Annotated in this window: 15 protein-coding genes; 8 read left to right on the top strand and 7 right to left on the bottom strand. The window is 68.5% G+C overall.

Annotated features, from left to right (window positions below; genetic code table 11):
- The 3 genes from VHB27_RS03965 to VHB27_RS03955 all read left to right on the top strand — a co-directional run.
- On the top strand, positions 1 to 272 hold a 272-nt coding region (locus tag VHB27_RS03965), incomplete at its 5' end, for a hypothetical protein (protein WP_325597630.1).
- Positions 273 to 378: 106 nt separating this feature from the next.
- The gene (locus VHB27_RS03960) at positions 379 to 1,212 is read left to right on the top strand and encodes a DUF6065 family protein (RefSeq protein ID WP_325597629.1); all 834 of its coding nucleotides are present in this window, start codon (positions 379 to 381) and stop codon (positions 1,210 to 1,212) included.
- A gap of 135 nt (positions 1,213 to 1,347) precedes the next feature.
- Positions 1,348 to 1,722 carry a hypothetical protein gene (locus VHB27_RS03955; RefSeq protein WP_325597628.1) on the top strand — a complete coding sequence of 125 codons (375 nt, stop codon included), beginning with the start codon at positions 1,348 to 1,350 and terminating at the stop codon, positions 1,720 to 1,722.
- A gap of 112 nt (positions 1,723 to 1,834) precedes the next feature.
- On the opposite strand, the gene VHB27_RS03950 is transcribed toward VHB27_RS03955, so the two are convergent.
- The 3 genes from VHB27_RS03950 to aroA all read right to left on the bottom strand — a co-directional run bounded on the left by VHB27_RS03950 (position 1,835) and on the right by aroA (position 6,085).
- Positions 1,835 to 4,003, bottom strand: a complete 2,169-nt coding sequence (locus VHB27_RS03950) for a BTAD domain-containing putative transcriptional regulator (protein ID WP_325597627.1) — start codon at positions 4,001 to 4,003, stop codon at positions 1,835 to 1,837.
- Positions 4,004 to 4,103: 100 nt separating this feature from the next.
- Positions 4,104 to 4,739 carry a (d)CMP kinase gene (gene cmk, locus VHB27_RS03945; protein ID WP_325597626.1) on the bottom strand — a complete coding sequence of 212 codons (636 nt, stop codon included), beginning with the start codon at positions 4,737 to 4,739 and terminating at the stop codon, positions 4,104 to 4,106.
- Positions 4,736 to 6,085, bottom strand: coding sequence for a 3-phosphoshikimate 1-carboxyvinyltransferase (aroA, locus tag VHB27_RS03940; protein WP_325597625.1), 1,350 nt, complete (start codon positions 6,083 to 6,085; stop codon positions 4,736 to 4,738). The genes cmk and aroA overlap by 4 nt, the downstream gene beginning before the upstream one ends.
- 196 nt (positions 6,086 to 6,281) lie before the next feature.
- Between aroA and VHB27_RS03935 the strand changes: the two genes are divergently transcribed.
- Positions 6,282 to 6,614: a TIGR02300 family protein gene (locus VHB27_RS03935; protein ID WP_325597624.1), complete on the top strand. Its 333-nt coding sequence runs from the start codon at positions 6,282 to 6,284 to the stop codon at positions 6,612 to 6,614.
- A gap of 34 nt (positions 6,615 to 6,648) precedes the next feature.
- Here VHB27_RS03935 and VHB27_RS03930 read toward each other — a convergent pair whose 3' ends face one another.
- The gene (locus tag VHB27_RS03930; RefSeq protein ID WP_325597623.1) at positions 6,649 to 7,287 is read right to left on the bottom strand and encodes a YdcF family protein; all 639 of its coding nucleotides are present in this window, start codon (positions 7,285 to 7,287) and stop codon (positions 6,649 to 6,651) included.
- A 57-nt stretch (positions 7,288 to 7,344) separates the two neighbouring features.
- Between VHB27_RS03930 and VHB27_RS03925 the strand changes: the two genes are divergently transcribed.
- From VHB27_RS03925 to VHB27_RS03910, 4 genes are all read left to right on the top strand, one after another.
- Positions 7,345 to 8,172 carry a phytanoyl-CoA dioxygenase family protein gene (locus VHB27_RS03925; RefSeq protein WP_325597622.1) on the top strand — a complete coding sequence of 276 codons (828 nt, stop codon included), beginning with the start codon at positions 7,345 to 7,347 and terminating at the stop codon, positions 8,170 to 8,172.
- A 34-nt stretch (positions 8,173 to 8,206) separates the two neighbouring features.
- Complete coding sequence (locus VHB27_RS03920) at positions 8,207 to 9,271, top strand: ketopantoate reductase family protein (RefSeq protein WP_325597621.1); 1,065 nt, start codon at positions 8,207 to 8,209, stop codon at positions 9,269 to 9,271.
- A 240-nt stretch (positions 9,272 to 9,511) separates the two neighbouring features.
- Positions 9,512 to 11,581 (top strand): ATP-binding protein, encoded by a 2,070-nt coding sequence (locus VHB27_RS03915; protein ID WP_325597620.1) that lies wholly within the window; start codon positions 9,512 to 9,514, stop codon positions 11,579 to 11,581.
- 166 nt (positions 11,582 to 11,747) lie between these two features.
- Positions 11,748 to 12,479, top strand: coding sequence for a response regulator transcription factor (locus VHB27_RS03910; RefSeq protein ID WP_325597619.1), 732 nt, complete (start codon positions 11,748 to 11,750; stop codon positions 12,477 to 12,479).
- Here VHB27_RS03910 and VHB27_RS03905 read toward each other — a convergent pair.
- The 3 genes from VHB27_RS03905 to VHB27_RS03895 all read right to left on the bottom strand — a co-directional run bounded on the left by VHB27_RS03905 (position 12,419) and on the right by VHB27_RS03895 (position 15,423).
- Positions 12,419 to 13,153: a DUF2461 domain-containing protein gene (locus VHB27_RS03905; protein WP_325597618.1), complete on the bottom strand. Its 735-nt coding sequence runs from the start codon at positions 13,151 to 13,153 to the stop codon at positions 12,419 to 12,421. The genes VHB27_RS03910 and VHB27_RS03905 overlap by 61 nt on opposite strands.
- Positions 13,153 to 14,022 (bottom strand): isocitrate lyase/PEP mutase family protein, encoded by an 870-nt coding sequence (locus VHB27_RS03900; protein ID WP_325597617.1) that lies wholly within the window; start codon positions 14,020 to 14,022, stop codon positions 13,153 to 13,155. Before VHB27_RS03900 ends, VHB27_RS03905 begins: the two co-directional genes overlap by 1 nt.
- Before the next feature lie 90 nt (positions 14,023 to 14,112).
- Positions 14,113 to 15,423, bottom strand: a complete 1,311-nt coding sequence (locus VHB27_RS03895) for an LLM class flavin-dependent oxidoreductase (protein WP_325597616.1) — start codon at positions 15,421 to 15,423, stop codon at positions 14,113 to 14,115.
- Between the last annotated feature and the right edge of the window lie 115 nt (positions 15,424 to 15,538).

Below are 15,538 nucleotides of genomic sequence, written 5' to 3'. Positions count from 1 at the left end.
TCGCGACCGCTGACGCCTCCAAGGTCCGGATGGGTGGCTTTGCCCCGACCCTGGCGACGACCGATGCTTCCAAGGTCCGGATGGGTGGCTTCGCCCCGACTCTCGCGACGACCGATGCTTCCAAGGTCCGCATGGGCGGCTTCGCCCCGACGCTGGCGACGGCCGACGCCTCCAAGGTCCGCATGGGCGGCTTCGCCCCGACGCTGGCGACGACCGACGCCTCCAAGGTCCGCATGGGTGGCTTCGCCCCGACGCTCGTGACCCGCGTCTGATCGGACCGGGATCTTTCCGACCTTTTCTTGACTTTCGCCTTCAGGCGCAGACCGTGCTCTAAATGAGCCGGTCTGCTTTTCTTTCTATCAATCAGGGCCTGCCGCCGTGACCGAATCCGCGCCGTCCGCACGCTCCGACCAACCGGCGGCCAAGCCGAAGCTGGTCAGCTTCCACCGGCTCATTCCCTCGGCCCGCATGCCGCAGCGCGCCGACCGCTCCGCCGCCGGGTCCCTGCCGACGCGCGCCTTCCGCTATTGCGAGGCCGCCACCTCCGCCGCCGCCTTCGGCTATTACCTGTTCCCGCCGATCGGCTTCTCCGTCCAATGGGACGGCCACGACATCATGTGGACGTTCGAGGGGGCGGGCGACTGGTTCCCGCTCAATTCCGCCGTCCAGTTCCCCGGCTTCCGGGACTATTTCGATTCCGTCGCCCCCGACGAGATCAAGGAGTTCTCGCCCCCCTTCCTGGGCGCCCTGCAGGAACCGGGCCTGATCCAGCTCTGGACCGGCCTTGTCGCCCGCACCGCGCCGGGATGGAGCCTGCTGATCAGGGCGCCGGCGAACCTGCCGCGGCGCGGCGGGTGGGAGGTGTTCGAGGGGATCGTCGAAACCGACCACTGGTTCGGCCCGCTGATCACCAACCTCCGGCTGACCAAGACCAACACGCCGATCGACTTCAAGCCCGACTACCCGTTGCTGCAGGCCCAGCCGATCCCGCGCAGCGTTTACGAAGATTCGAACCTCAACAACTATGAGATCGTCCCCGAACTGACCCAGTTCAGGCCCGAGGACTGGGACGATTACTACGACACCGTCGTCCGCCCCAATTCCCAGGTCGTCCGCCCCAGGGGCCAATACGCCGCGGCCGCCCGCAAGCGGCGTTCGGCCGAGGAAGGGGCCGCGCCGGAAGGGGCCAAGGGCAAGCCGGCGAAACCCTGATCCCCCCGGAAACGGCGATCCGGGTGCGGCCGCACCGTTGCATAAACACCTCGTAAAATAGCAAACTTAAAAGATTTCTTGAATCGGCGCGCAACCCGGCGCACGCTGTTGCCGGATGAATCGAGGACCGGCGCCATGAGACGGGACAGGCTGTATCGTCCTGCCAGGACGACCTCAGGCCAAGGAATCAAACGGGTTGGGTATGCCTGCGCGGGCGTCGTCGCCCTCGGGGCGGGATACTGGCTCCTGCACGGCAAGGGCAGCGACGCCATCCCGGTGGTGACCGCCGATGCCAGCCCCATCCGCGTCCGTCCGGCCGATCCGGGCGGGATGAACGTCAACCAGATCGGCAATCTCGTCTTCGACGGCAGCGACGACGACACCCAGACCCATCTGTCCGCGCCGGCGGAGATGCCCGACACGGCGGCGCTGCACGCGTCGGAGAAGCTGCATGTGAAGACGTCGAAACCGTCCGCCGACCACCTGCCGGGGTCCGATACCGACGGTTAGCGGACGCCGGCCCTTACGCCGGTAGACCCTGAAGGGACCCTAAAGGGCCTTGGGCGGACGCGCCGATATGGGCCGCAAAGGATGGCGCCGACGGAGCGTGCGGCGGATGCCGCTACCCTAATCCTGGCCGCAGCACGATCGGGGCATTGGCGACCGGGGGATCGCGTTCCCGCACCCCGGCCAGGCGCAGCCCTTCGGCGAAGTGCTCACGGTCCGATTCACGTTCCATCGGCGTGGTCGCCATGAACCGCTCGATGGTGAAGTCCGGTTCCAGCGCCAGCAGGCGGCGCCTCACCGCGGACAGGTCGGGTTCGCGCCCGAGGTGCCCCAGCGCGGCAAGGTACGGCTTCAGCCCCGCCGAGAAGGAGGGGTTGAGGCTGCTGACCGTCCGCCCCAGCTTCGCCGCCGCCTCGTAATCGCGCCGCATCAAGTGGATCAGCACGCCGAACGCGTCGAAGAAGAACGCGTGCGGGTCGAGCGGCGACAGCTTCTTGTAGCGCCTGTGCCGCTCTTCGGCCTCTTCGACGTTGCCGGCATAGGCACAGGTGACGGACGACAGCGCCCAGGCCATTGCGAGGTTGGGGTTGAGCGACAGCGCCCGCTCATGCAGGTCCATCGCCTCGCGCAGCCGCCGGTGCAGGAAGGCGCGCACATGGCCGCTGATGGTCAGGCCGCGCGCATCGAACGGGTCGAGCACGATGGCGCGTTCGGCCAGCACGCCGGCCTTTTCCATCAGCGCCTTCGGCTGGTCGGCCCAGTCCTGGCCCACCAGGAAGACGTGCCAATAAGCATACCAGGCATGCGCGGCCGCGTAGTCGGGTTCCAGCGCGATCGCATCCGCCAGGTGCTTCCCCGCCTGCATGAACGCGTCGTGCTCCATGCGTCCCATCAGCGGGATCGCCCGCAGCATCAGGTCATAGGCCGTCGCGCCGATCGTGTTCTGGTTGTCGCTGCGCTTGGCCTCGATCAGCAGGATCTCCGGGTCGATCTGCGCCACCACCTCGGCCGCGACCTCGTCCTGCAGCGACAGCAGGTCGTCCGTTTCGCGATCAAAACGCCGAGCCCAGACGATCTGGTTGTTGGCGCGCAGGTCGAGAAGGCGGAGGCTGATGCGGATCTTGCTGCCGGCGCGCTGGATCGAGCCGTCGAGCAGGAAGTCGAGGTCGAACTCCCGCCGGATCGCCGATTCGTCGCGGTTCTCGGCGGCGAACCGCCCCAGCGAGTTGGAGGAGATGATGAACATCCAGCGGAAGCGGGACAGCGCGTTGGTGATCTCGTCGGCGAGGCCGGGGGCGAGATGGGCATGCTCCTCCGACATGCCCACAAGGCGGAACGGCATCACGCCGATGCGTGCCCCGCCGCCGCGTGCGGCGGGCGGGGCGTGCGACCCGGCAGCGGCGTCCGACGCCGCCTCCTGCAGGTCCGCCGCTTGCGGTTCCGCTGCCGCGTGTTGCGGCGCGGACGGCACGGGCGGCGGGATGCTGGGCGGCTGCGGCGGGCGGAGCGGCAGGCGGGTCTGCGAGGGGCCGCGGATTTCGTTCAGCAGCTTCTGCGTTTCCATCGACGGAATCGCATCCAGCATGTCGGCCAGGACCGCTCGGCAACGGTCATAGGCCTGGACGGCCAGGCCCCGTTCCCCCCGCGCCGCATGGGCGCGCATCAGCGCCCGCCACGCGCCTTCATGCGAGCGGTCGATCGACAGCAGCCGCTGCGCTGCCGAAATCGCCGCGTCGGGTTCCATATCGTCCCGCAACTGCGCCTCGGCGATGCCGCGCGCCCGGTCGCGCAGCCGCTCGCGTTCGGTGACGAGCCAGGCGTCGAAGTTCGGATCGACGCCGTCCAGGTCTTCCAGCAGGTCGCCGTCCAGCAGGCTCAGCGCGGCGGGCTGCTGGATGGTGGCGCGCATCACCTCGTCGACGTCGACCCAGACCGCACCGGGACGCAGCGTCAGGTGGTCGCGGGTCACCATCAGGATTTCCGTGCCGGCGGGCGAGAGGGCGTCGAGCAGACGGTGGATTTCCTGGCGCAGGGAAGCACGGGCCTGCTCCTCCGGCCGCCGGCTCCAAAGCTGTTCCGCCAGGCGTCCCCGCAGGACCGGACGCGGCGCCGCCATCGCCACGCTGGCCAGCAGCGCGCGGGTCTTGCGCCCGGCCGGCAGCACGCTTTCGCCCCGGATCGTCCACGCCTCCATCTGGCCGATCAGCCGCAGCCGCACGACGATGTGTTCGAGCGGGACGATATTCGATGCGGATGTGGCTGGTCGTGGAATCGGTTGGACCATCTTGCTGTCGACACGAGTACCGGAGTCTAGCCTGGAAGGCCAGATCACGCCAGTGCAATGGTTCTTTACAATTGCATCGAAGCGTTCGGAGACCGGTCTCTCAAAGGCGCGGAATGCGCCGCCGGACATAATCCAGCGCCGTTTCGAAGACCGCGTCCGGGTCGAGCCCCGTCGTGTCGAGCGTGAACGCGTCATCCGCCGCGCGCAAGGGTGCGGCGGACCGGGCGGCGTCCTTCGCGTCGCGGTCGGCCATATCGGCTTCCACGGTGGCGAGATCGGACTCCATGCCTTTCTGCCGCAGTTCCAGCCAGCGGCGGCGCGCCCGTTCGGCCAGGGAAGCGGTCACGAAGAGCTTGGCCGGGGCGTTGGGGAAAATCACGGTGCCGATGTCGCGTCCATCCAGGACCGCCCCCCGTTCCACGCCGAACGTCCGCTGGAACTGAAGCAGCGCCGCTCGGACGGCGGGGATGGAAGCGACCGCGGCGGCGGCGGCGTCGGCGGCGGGGCCGCGCAGGTCGGTGCGCGCCAGGTCCTCCGGCCGCAGCGCGCGGGCGGCGGCTTCGGCGGCGGCCGGGTCCGACGGATCGCGGCCATCGTCCAGCACGCGCCGCCCGGTCGCGCGGTACAGCAGGCCGGTGTCCAGGTAGGGCAGGCCCAGCGCGGCGGCGAGGCGGCGGGCCAGCGTGCCCTTGCCCGCGGCGGCGGGACCGTCGATCGCGATCACCGTCAGGCTCATGCGGGCCGGATGTCGGCGCCGAGGCCGTTCATCAGTTCGATGAAGCGCGGAAAGCTGGTTTCGATGAACCCGGCGTCGTCCACCGTGACCGGATCGGTGGTGGCGAGGCCGAAGACGAGCGCGGACATCGCGATCCGGTGGTCCATATGGGTCGCGACCGAACCGCCGCCGGCCGGCGGGGAGCCGGTGCCGTGGACGATCATGTCGTCGCCTTCGATCTCGACCCGCACGCCGTTGGCCGCCAGCATCGCGGCGGTCGCCGACAGCCGGTCGCTCTCCTTCACCCGCAGCTCCTTCAGGCCGCGCATGCGGGTCGTGCCCTGGGCGAAGGCCGCGGCGACCGCCAGGACCGGGTATTCGTCGATCATGCTGGGCGCGCGCTCCGGCGGCACGTCGATCGCGCGCAGCGGACCGGCGGACACATCGAGGTCGCCCACCGGCTCGCCGCCCTCCAGGCGGCGGTTCCGGACGGCGACGTTCGCGCCCATCTCGGCCAGGCAGGCGAACAGGCCGGTGCGCAGCGGGTTGAGACCGACGGCGGGGATGGTCAGCCGGCTATCCGGGACCAGCAATCCGGCGACCAGGGGAAACGCGGCCGAGGACGGGTCGGACGGCACCACCACGTCGGCCGCCTTCAGCTCCGGCTGGCCGTCGAGTTCGATGATGCGGCCGTGGCCCGCGACCTCGACGCGCACGGTGGCGCCGAAATGGCGCAGCATGTTCTCGCTGTGGTCGCGCGTGGCCTCGGGTTCCTCGACGCGGGTGGTGCCGCGGGCGTTCAGCCCGGCCAGCAGCACGGCGGATTTCACCTGGGCCGAAGGGACGGGGACGCGGTAGTCGAGCGGCATGGCCTCCCGCGCGCCCTCGATCGCCAGCGGCAGGCGGCCGCCGTCGCGGGCGGCGAAGCGGGCGCCGCAGGCCGCCAGCGGGTCCATGACGCGGCGCATCGGCCGGCGGCGCAGGCTGCCGTCGCCGGTCATCACCGCGAACAGCGGATGGCTGGCGAGGATGCCGCACAAAAGCCGAGCGGCGGTGCCCGAATTGCCCATGTCCAGCACGTCCTCGGGCTCCGTCAGGCCGCCGATGCCGCGGCCGGACACGCGCCAGACCTCCCCGTGGGTGCCATCGGCGTCGTGGGTGACGTCCGCGCCCAGGGCGCGCATCGCGGCGGCGGTGCGCAGCACGTCCTCGCCGGTCAGCAGGCCGGTGATGCGCGTCTCCCCGACCGCGAGCGCGCCGAACATCAGCGCCCGGTGGCTGATCGACTTGTCGCCCGGGACCGCGATCGTGCCGGTCAGGGCCGACGCCGAACGGCGGGAACGATAGGGGTGATGGGGCGGGTTCATGGGGCGGGTCCGGTCGCGGCTGGTGTGGGGGTCTTACTATCGACTTTCCCCCCGAGGTGAAACTAGGAGGCGAAACATGGGGCGGAACCGCTATAAGGCATTTGACAGCGCCGCGCGGTGATGGCATGGCCGCCGCCTTCCGTTGCCCTGCCCCCATCCGGGGCGGCTGTTTTACTGTTAAGGGCCCATCATCGTCATGGCCAAGCCTGAACTCGGCATGAAGCGGACCTGCGTCGCCTGTGGCACGCGGTTCTACGACCTGACCAAATCGCCCGCCATCTGCCCGAAATGCGGCACCGAACAGCCGGTCGACCAGCCGCGTCCCCGCCGCGCCGGCGGCAACGTGATGGAGGACAAGCGCCCGAAGAAGGCGCCCGCCGCCACCGAGGACGTGGATGTGGAAGTCGAAGGCGTCGAGGAGGTGGAGGACGAGGACGTCCTGGAAACCACCGACGACCTGGAGGACGACGCGGATTCGATCAGCGGCGACATCGAGGTCGAGAACGACGGCGGCGACGACGAGCGCTGACGGGACCGGGTGGCCTGTCGCGGGGGGCGCCGGCTCAGCCGCCCCGCCGCGTCGCGCCCCCAAGGCTCGTCTCCAGGGTCCGGTGCCATAGCATCAGGACCGCGTCGTAGGGTATGGCGGGTATCTCCCGCAGCCGCCAGTACCAGCGCTTGATCCGCCCGGTCGCCGCCGGCACGTCCGCCGGCGGGCAGGCCCGCGCCGGGAGACCGGCCAGCCGCAGCAGCAGGACGCAGCGGGGCAGGTGATAGGCGCTGGTGCAGGCGTAGACCGGTACGGTCGGCAGGTCCCGCACGATCCTGGCCACCGCGCGCGCCGAGGACAGCGTGTCCGTGCCGCTCTCCTCCCGGATGATCCGAACCCGGGTGAACCCGGCCTCTCGCAGCAGCGCGTCCATCACCGCGGCCTCGGCCTCTCCGAACCGTCCTTTCGCGCCGGTCGGGATGAAGACCGGCCGCTCCATCCGCCGGCCCAGGGCCGCGGCGGCCGAGACGCGGTGGCGCAAGGTGGCGCTGGGGCGGCCATCGGGACGTACGGCGGCGCCGAAGATGACGATGATTCCCGACGGGACGCCGTCCGGGACGCTGTCCGGGATGGGGTCGGGCGCGCCACTGTCCGGCGAGGGCCCCGAAGCGGTCGCTTGGGGAGGCGCCTGGGGGATCACGGGAGGGCCCAAGGGTTGACTTTCATCCGCACCGTTTCTCATGATTCCCCCACGAAAAGGGGAACGTCGATGAAGATGCTGACCGAGGCCGCGATCCGCCAGTATCGGGAACAGGGATATTTCAGCCCCATCCGCGTGATGCCCAAGGTCGAGGCCGATGCGCTGCGTGCCCGCCTGGAAAGCTTCGAGGCCGGCGCCGGGCCCCTGGCCGGCAAGCTGCGGCACAAGTCGCATCTGCTGTTCACCTGGCTGAACGACCTGGTCCGCCATCCGCGGATCCTCGATGCGATCGAGGACGTGATCGGCCCGAACATCCTGTGCTGGGGCTCGTCTTTCTTCATCAAGGAGCCGCGGAACGCCGCCTTCGTCTCCTGGCACCAGGACAGCACGTATTGGGGCCTCGACCCCGCGGACGTGGTCACGGCCTGGGTCGCGTTCTCCGACAGCACGCCGCAGAACGGGGCGATGCGCGTCATCCCCGCCACGCACAGGATGGACCAGGTCCCGCACAAGGACACGTTCCGCGCCGACAACCTGCTGTCGCGCGGACAGGAGATCATGGTCGACGTCGACGACGGCCAGGCGGTCATGCTGCCGCTCGCGGCCGGGGAGATGTCGCTGCACCATGTCCGGCTGATCCATGGCTCCGACCCCAACCCGTCGGACCAGCGGCGGATCGGCTTCGCGATCCGCTATATCCCGACCCATGTCCGCCAGGTCGCCGGCTCGCATGACAGCGCGACGCTGGTACGCGGCGTCGATGCCTATGGGAATTTCGAGCCGGAGGAACGCCCCGACGCCGACATGTCGCCCGCCGCGGTGGCGTACCATGCCGCCGTCACCGGAGCGCATGCGGCGATCCTGATGCGCGAGACGGACAAGCAGATGCGCGCCTGAACCGCGCCAGAACCCAGAACAAGGAAATCGAAGAATGGGCAAACGCATTGTCGTGGTGGGCGCCGGCGCGGTCGGTGGCTATGCCGGGGCGCACATGGCAGCGGCGGGTCACGACGTCACGCTGATCGATCCTTGGCCGGAACATGTCGAGCGGATGAAGGCGCACGGCATGGAAATCTTCGGCATGACCCCGCAGGAGCGCATGACCGTGAAGGTCAACGCCATGCACATCACCGAAGTGCAGAACCTCGCCAAGCAGAAACCGGTCGACATCGCGGTGGTCGCGGTCAAGTCCTATGACACGGTCTGGGCGACGACGATGATCCGGCAATACCTGTCGGCGTCGGGCTGCGTCGTCTCGATGCAGAACTGCATCAACGAGGAGCGGGTGGCCGGCGTCGTCGGCTGGGGCCGCACGCTGGGCTGCATCGTCACCGGCGGCGTCGGCGTCGACCTCTACCAGCCGGGCCATATCCGCCGCGGCTACGCGAAGCGGCCCGACATCACCTCTTTCTATGTCGGCGAACCCAACGGGCGGATCACCAGGCGGGCGCAGGAGATCGCCGAGATCTTCTCCAGCATCGACGCGGCGAAGGCGACCGACAACCTGTGGGGCGAGCGCTGGACGAAACTCTGCGTCAACGGCATGCGCAACGGCGTCTCGGCCGCCACCGGCATGGGGGGCAACGCGCGCGACAACCATCCCGCCGTGCGCCGCATCTGCATCCAGCTTGGCGGCGAGGCGGTCCGCATCGGCCAGAAGCTGGGCTACAAGCTGGGCAAGGTGGGCGCGCTGCCGCCTGAGATGCTGGCCAAGGCGATGGAAGGCGACGCCCCGTCCTACAAGGAGATCGAGCGGCTGATGACGGAAGGCGGCGCCGGCCAGGCCGAACGCAGCGACTACCAGCGCCCGTCGATGGCGCAGGACATGGAGAAGGGCCGCCGCACGGAGATCGAGTTCATGAACGGCTTCATCGCCGCGGAAGGCGCCCGCGCCGGCGTGCCGGGCCCCACGCATGAAATGCTGACCCGCCAGGTGCTGCGCGTGGAACGCGGCGAGATCCCGCCCGCGCCGGAAAACGTCCTGGTCAATACCTGATCTTCCCGGCGCCGCTGCATCTTCGCTTATCCCGTCCTTGCTTATCCCGTCTGGCGAAACATGCCGGCCAGGCGCATGATGGGATAGTGTTGCGGAGAGTGGCGATATCGGCCGGTACCCGATCGGCCCTGCTCAGAGGGGCCTGACCTCATGGTGCGCTGGATGGCGTGGCGTGACGGTACGCCGGCGCGTTGGCTGCTGTCCGGTCGTCCGGCCCCTCACCGACGTCCCCTCGGCGCCATGACGAGCCCTGCCGCCGAACGCAAGCCCCGCCGGGCGCCGGCACCGCTGTTCGCCCTGATCCTTGGGCTGCCGGTCGTGTTCGCCCTGGCCGGGCTGAGCGCCTGGGAACTCGTGACCAGCAACCGGCAGGCGGTGGAGGCGTCCCTGTCGGAGGCGGCGAAGTCCGCCGCGATGGCGCTGGACGCCAAGCTGACCGGATTCCAGGCGGCCGGCCTCGCCCTGGCCGCGACGGACGAAGTGCAGGCCGGCGTGATCGGCGACGAATTCCAGGAGGAGACGAGGCGGATCGCCGACCTGCTGGGGGTCCATGTCGTCGTGATGGAGGCGGCACCACCGAACGAGGTGCTGCTGAACACGCTCCTGCCGATCGGCCGCACGCCCTTCCCGCGCTCGCGCCAGCCGCACGGCGCGGCGCTGGAGGCCGCCATCAAATCCGTGGTGGCGAGCGCCAAGCCCGAGGTGACCGATATCTTCGTCGGTTCGATGACCAGGCAGCGGACCGTGGCGGTCGTGTTGCCGGTCGTGTCGCGCAAGCAGGTCAATCGGATCATCATCATGGCGTTTCCGGCGGACAACCTTGCCGTATGGCTGGCGCAGCAGATCGACAAAGGCGATGAGTTCGCCGGGATCCGGGACGGGAACGGCCGGATCGTCGCCGCATCGCGCGGCAGCGGCGTCTATCCGCACTATCCGGTGATGGGATGGACCCGACAGTTGCCGAACCGGCACGGAATCCTGGAGGGAACCAGCCCCAGCGGCGTACACACGCTGTATGCGTACCAGCACCTGGCGCTGGCGCCGACACTTGCGGTCGTCCTCGCGCATCCCGTGAAAGGGATCGCCTCGGTCATCGAAGGGCCGGTGAAATGGCTCGTCATCGCCGCGCTGATCATGATCGTGCTGGGCGTGCTGTCGCTGGCGACGGTCTGGATGCGCCGCGAGAGCGAGAACGCCGCGCTGCAGGAATTGAACCTGCTGCTGTCCGACGTCCCGGCGATCCTCTATGTCAACCACATCTTTCCCGACGGCCGTTTCCGCCGCCGGTTCCTGAGCCAGAGCGCCGAACGCGTGACCGGATGGCCCAACAGCATGCTGGAGCGGCCCGGCGCGATGACCGAGAAGACGGACCCTTGCGACGCCGTCCCGCGCGACATGTTCTTTCGCCAGGTGATCGAGACAGGGCGGAGCCAGTTCGAATTCCGGATGCGCTTCGCCAACGGGACGTTCCATTGGATGCGCAGCGTCGGCGTCTGCCTGCGCAAGGAAGCGGACGGATCGGGCGACGTGCTGGGCTTCATCACCGACGTCTCCGAAGAACGGGCGATGCGCGACGAATTGCGCCGGACCGAGAAATTCGCGCTGCTGGGCGAGGTCGCGGGCCGCGTGTCGCATGAGATGAACCAGCCCATGGCGGCGATCTCCCTGGCGGCCGAGAACGGGCTGCTCGCGCTGGACCGCCCGGTGGTCAATGCCGAGGCTGTGCGCGAGAAATTTGTCCGGATCCAACGCCAGGTGCAGCGGATCGTCGCGATCATCGGCCATATCGGCACGTTCACCCGAAAGGACATCGCCGCGGACCTGATCGAACTGGATATCGGCCGCGTCATCCATGCGGCGCTGGCGGTGGCCGAACCCCGGATGGCGGAAGCCGGCGTATCCGTCCGGTTGAACATCCCGCCCGACCTGCCACCCCCAAAGGGGGTTGCCGTCCTGGTCGAGCAGATCATCGTCAACCTGATCGTCAACGCCTGCGACGCCTACCAGGACCATTGCGAACGAAACGAGCGGGTGGTGTCGATCGATGCCTGCGTCGAGGATCAGGCGTTCGTGCTGCGCGTGTCCGACAAGGCCGGAGGGATCCCGCCCGGCATGCTGGGCAGCATCTTCGATCCGTTCGTCACGTCCAAGCCGGCGGGCAAGGGCACCGGCCTGGGGCTTTCGTTCTGCCTCGCGACCGCCGAGCGGCTGGGAGGGCGCCTGACGGCGACGAACGTAGCCGGCGGCGCGCGCTTCGACCTGTCCTTGCCGATCCGCCAGGACCAGCGGGAAACGGCAAACGCGGCCTAGGGATTTGCACCACGGGATCGGAAACCGCCAACGCCGCGTAGTATTGCAGTGCATTCCGGGCAGCCGCGAAAGATTCGATCAAAAACTGGCACAGTTTGGTATGTTGTCTAGACCAGACAATCCTGCTTATAAACAGGCCCAATGAAAACAGGTTCGGTGTAGTGATTTGGATACGGATGGCCGCATTCTTTTAGTAGAAGATGATCAGGCATTTGCAAGCGAGTTCTGCGCTTTCTTGGATACATTTGGTTATTTGGCGAATGTCGCGACGTCGTTGGATCAGCTCAAAGCCATGTCGGCGGCGAACGTGTTCGACCTCATTATTCTCGATCAGTTTCTTAACGGTCAGGATTCATTGCGTTACCTGCCGGAGCTTCGGCAGAGGCATCACGGCGGTCTCATCATCCTGACGAACAACCAGGACGAGGCGGACCGGATCCTCGGCCTGGAACTGGGCGCCGACGACTTCATCCCAAAGACGCAGAAGCCACGCGAAATTCTCGCTCGCGTGCGTGCCGTCCTGCGGCGTGCGACGCGCGGCCAGGCCGCACCTGAACAGGCGGGGTGGGAGATCGACCAGGCGCGGCGGGAGGCCAGGGGACCCGATGGAAAGCCACTGCCGCTGACATCGGCCGAATACAACCTTCTTCTGTTCATCGTCGGACGACAGGGGGAGGTCGTAGACCGTGACGAGTTGTATCGGGTCGTTATCGGCCGCGAGAAAGCCGGACCGTTCGACCGCACCCTCGACAACCTGATTTCCCGCGTGCGCAAAACGATTGCCGCCTGCTCCGATTACTCCGACGCGTTCAAGTCGGTGCGGGGGCGGGGCTATTTCTACGCCGGCCCGCCCTTCGTGATCGTGGGAGACACAGGCAAGCCGCGCGGCGGAGCGTGATCCACCCCGAGCGCCTTCCATCCGAAGGACAGAAGGGGCAAGGCGCGCTGGGCGAAATCCGTCAGGCGGCGGACCAGGGCGGCGGATGCGACCTCCTGCCGCGCCAGCTCTTCCCGCACGATGAAGCTGCGGCGACGAACCGCGTCGGCCAGATCGGCGTCCGTCACGGAGTCGAAACCGCGCGGCGTGCGCTTCAGCGCATCTTCGTCCACTGCCAGGTGCAAGCCGCGATCGCTGAGTGTCCGTAACAACTTACGGTAGGCCTGCGGTCTGGCGACAGTCGTATCTCGTATCAGTTGCAACGGCTCAATGTCCGGCCGATAGAATCCGCAGGCGGTGAAACACCTGCCTGGCTGAATATGTATATACAGCAGCCCCGGCGACCCCATGCCGCCGTCACCGGTCAGGACGGCGCCGGCATTGGTCTTGTACGGCGCCTTGTCGCGCGCGAACCGCACGTCGCGGTGGATCCGGAACACCGACCGCCTGGGATCGCCCTGCAAGGGGATGCCCAGCCGGGTGAACTCGCTGGTCAGGTCGGCGATCAGCGCCGTCAGCGGCCATCGCACCGCGTCGTCGTAAACCCCCTTGTTCGCCTCGAACCACGGCTTGTTCTGTTCGGCCGCGAGGTGGCGCAGGAAGGCGAAGGCCTCGTCCGGAAAGCCTTCGAACATCAGTCCTCGCGCGCCCAGCGCTGCTCGAACGCCCAGACGTCGGGGAAGTCCATCAGTTCGCACATGCGCTTGAACCCGTAGCTTTCCTGAGGCGGCAGCCCGTTGCTGTCGCCATGCCGCAGCAAATGGGAATACACCCGCTCGGCCGCCGCCGCGACGGCGAGGAAGCCGACGGCGGGGTAGATCGCGATGTCGTAGCCGATCGCCGCGAGCCGCTTCGCCGGCAGGATGGGCGTGCGGCCGCCTTCCACCATGTTGGCCAGCAGGGGCGCGTCGATCTCCTGGCCGATGCGCTCCATCTCGGCCTCGGTTTCCGGGCTTTCGACGAAGATCACGTCGGCGCCGGCCTTGGCGAAGGCCTTGCCGCGGGCGATCGCCTCGTCGATGCCCAGGCCGGTGCGCGCGTCGGTGCGGGCGACGATCAGGAAGTCGGGGTCTTTGCGGGCTTCGACGGCGACTTCGATCTTCAGGCACATCTCCTTCAGGGGGATGACGCGGCGGCCGGGCGTGTGGCCGCATTTCTTCGGTACTTCCTGGTCCTCGATCTGGATCGCGGCGATGCCGGCGGCCTCATAGCCGCGGACCGTGTGGCGGACATTCAGCAGGCCGCCATACCCGGTGTCGGCGTCGGCGATCACCGGGGTGCGGCAGGCCTGGGCGAAGGCGCCGACGCGGCCCACCATGTCGGTATAGGTGGCGACGCCCGCGTCGGCGATGCCGAGATGGGAGGCGACCGTGCCGAAGCCGGTGGCGTAGAGCGCGGTGAAGCCCATCGCGTCCGCCACGCGCGCCGAGATCATATCGAAGATGCCGGGCGCGACGATGAACTGCCTGTCCCGCAGTGCGGCTTTCAACCGAGGATCGGCCATGTGCTTGTTCTCCCCCCTATGCGCTCGACATGCGTCGCCGGTCCGGTGCGCCGTGCGACGCGGCCAGCATCGCATGCCGCGGTGTGCCGGTCACGGGTTGCGCAGGTTCTCCCGCAGCGTGGCGCCGCGGTATTCGGTGCGCAGCAGGCCGCGGCGCTGCAGTTCCGGGACCACCAGGCGGCCGAACTCCTCGTACATCGCCGGGAAGACGGTCGCCCAGACGATGAACCCGTCGGCCGCGCCGTCGGTGAACCAGTCTTCCAACTGGTCCGCGACCTGCGCGCCGGTGCCGATCAGCAGGTTGCGCCGCCGCCGGGCAGCCTGGGCGAAGCTGAGGCCCTCGGCCTTGGCGACCTGGACGACCCGGTCGTGCGATCCCTGGATCCCCTGGTTCCCGGCGGCGGTGCGGACCGCGTCCTCCTGCTGGTGGACGCTCAGATCGACGCCCAGCATCTGGGAGTTGGTGGCCAGCACCAGTTCCGTCTGCACGAGGGAGTCCAGGTAGTCGGCCTTCTCCCGGGCGATCGATTCGGTCTCGCCCAGGACGACGGCGATGGACGGCAGGATGGCGCAATCGTCCTCGGGCCGCCCGTAGCGCGCCAGCCGGCCCTTCACGTCGGCATAGAAGGCCTGGGCGTCCGCCTTCCCGTAGGGCGAGCAGAAGACCGCCTCCGCCCAGCGCGCGGCGAAGTCGCGGCCCCGTTCGGAGGCGCCGGCCTGCAGGAACACCGGCCGTCCCTGCGGGCTGCGCGGCATCGACAGCGGGCCCATGGTGCGGACGTAGCGGCCGTCATAGTTCGCGCGGTGGACCTTGGACGGGTCGGCGAAGCGGCCGGACTCGCGGTCCAGGACCAGGGCGTCCGGCTCCCAGCAATCCCACAGGGCGCAGCATGCCTCCAGCACCTCGTCCGCGCGGTCGTAGCGCTGGTCCTTGGGGGGCAGGGCGTCGGTGCCGAAATTGCGCGCCTCCATCTCGGTGGCGGAGGTGACGACGTTCCAGCAGATGCGGCCCTTGCTGATCAGGTCCAGGGACGCGAGGCTGCGGGCGAGCCAGTAGGGCGTGTTGAAGGTGGTCGACAGCGTCGGCCCGAGGCCGAGATGGGTGGTCACCCGCGCCATCAGCGGCAGCACCGCCATGGGATCGACATAGGTGATCTGCCCGCCCATGCCGAGATACGTCTCGTATCCACCCTTGTGCATATCCGGCAGGCCGAACGTATCGGCGAAGAAACCGCCGTCGAAGCGGGCGGCTTCCAGCACGCGGGCGAGATGCTCGTAGCGCGACGGCTCGAAGATGTCGTGCAGCGCGGCCTGCGGGTGGCGCCAGCCGCCGGGATGGTTGGAGGTCGGCCCGGTCTTCAGATACGCGATCAGGTTCATCCGCCGCTGACGTGCCGGCATCCGCGCTGCTCCTGGCTATGACGGGCGGAGTGTGAGCGGGTTGGCGGCGGGGGGGAAGGGGTTTTCGAGAGTCACCCCACCGTCTCGACCTCCACCGGAAACAGCGCCGTCGCGT

This window comes from Rhodopila sp. (assembly GCF_035548235.1).
Classification (GTDB): Bacteria; Pseudomonadota; Alphaproteobacteria; order Acetobacterales; family Acetobacteraceae; genus Rhodopila.
This window is presented reverse-complemented; position numbering and strand designations above follow the sequence as displayed.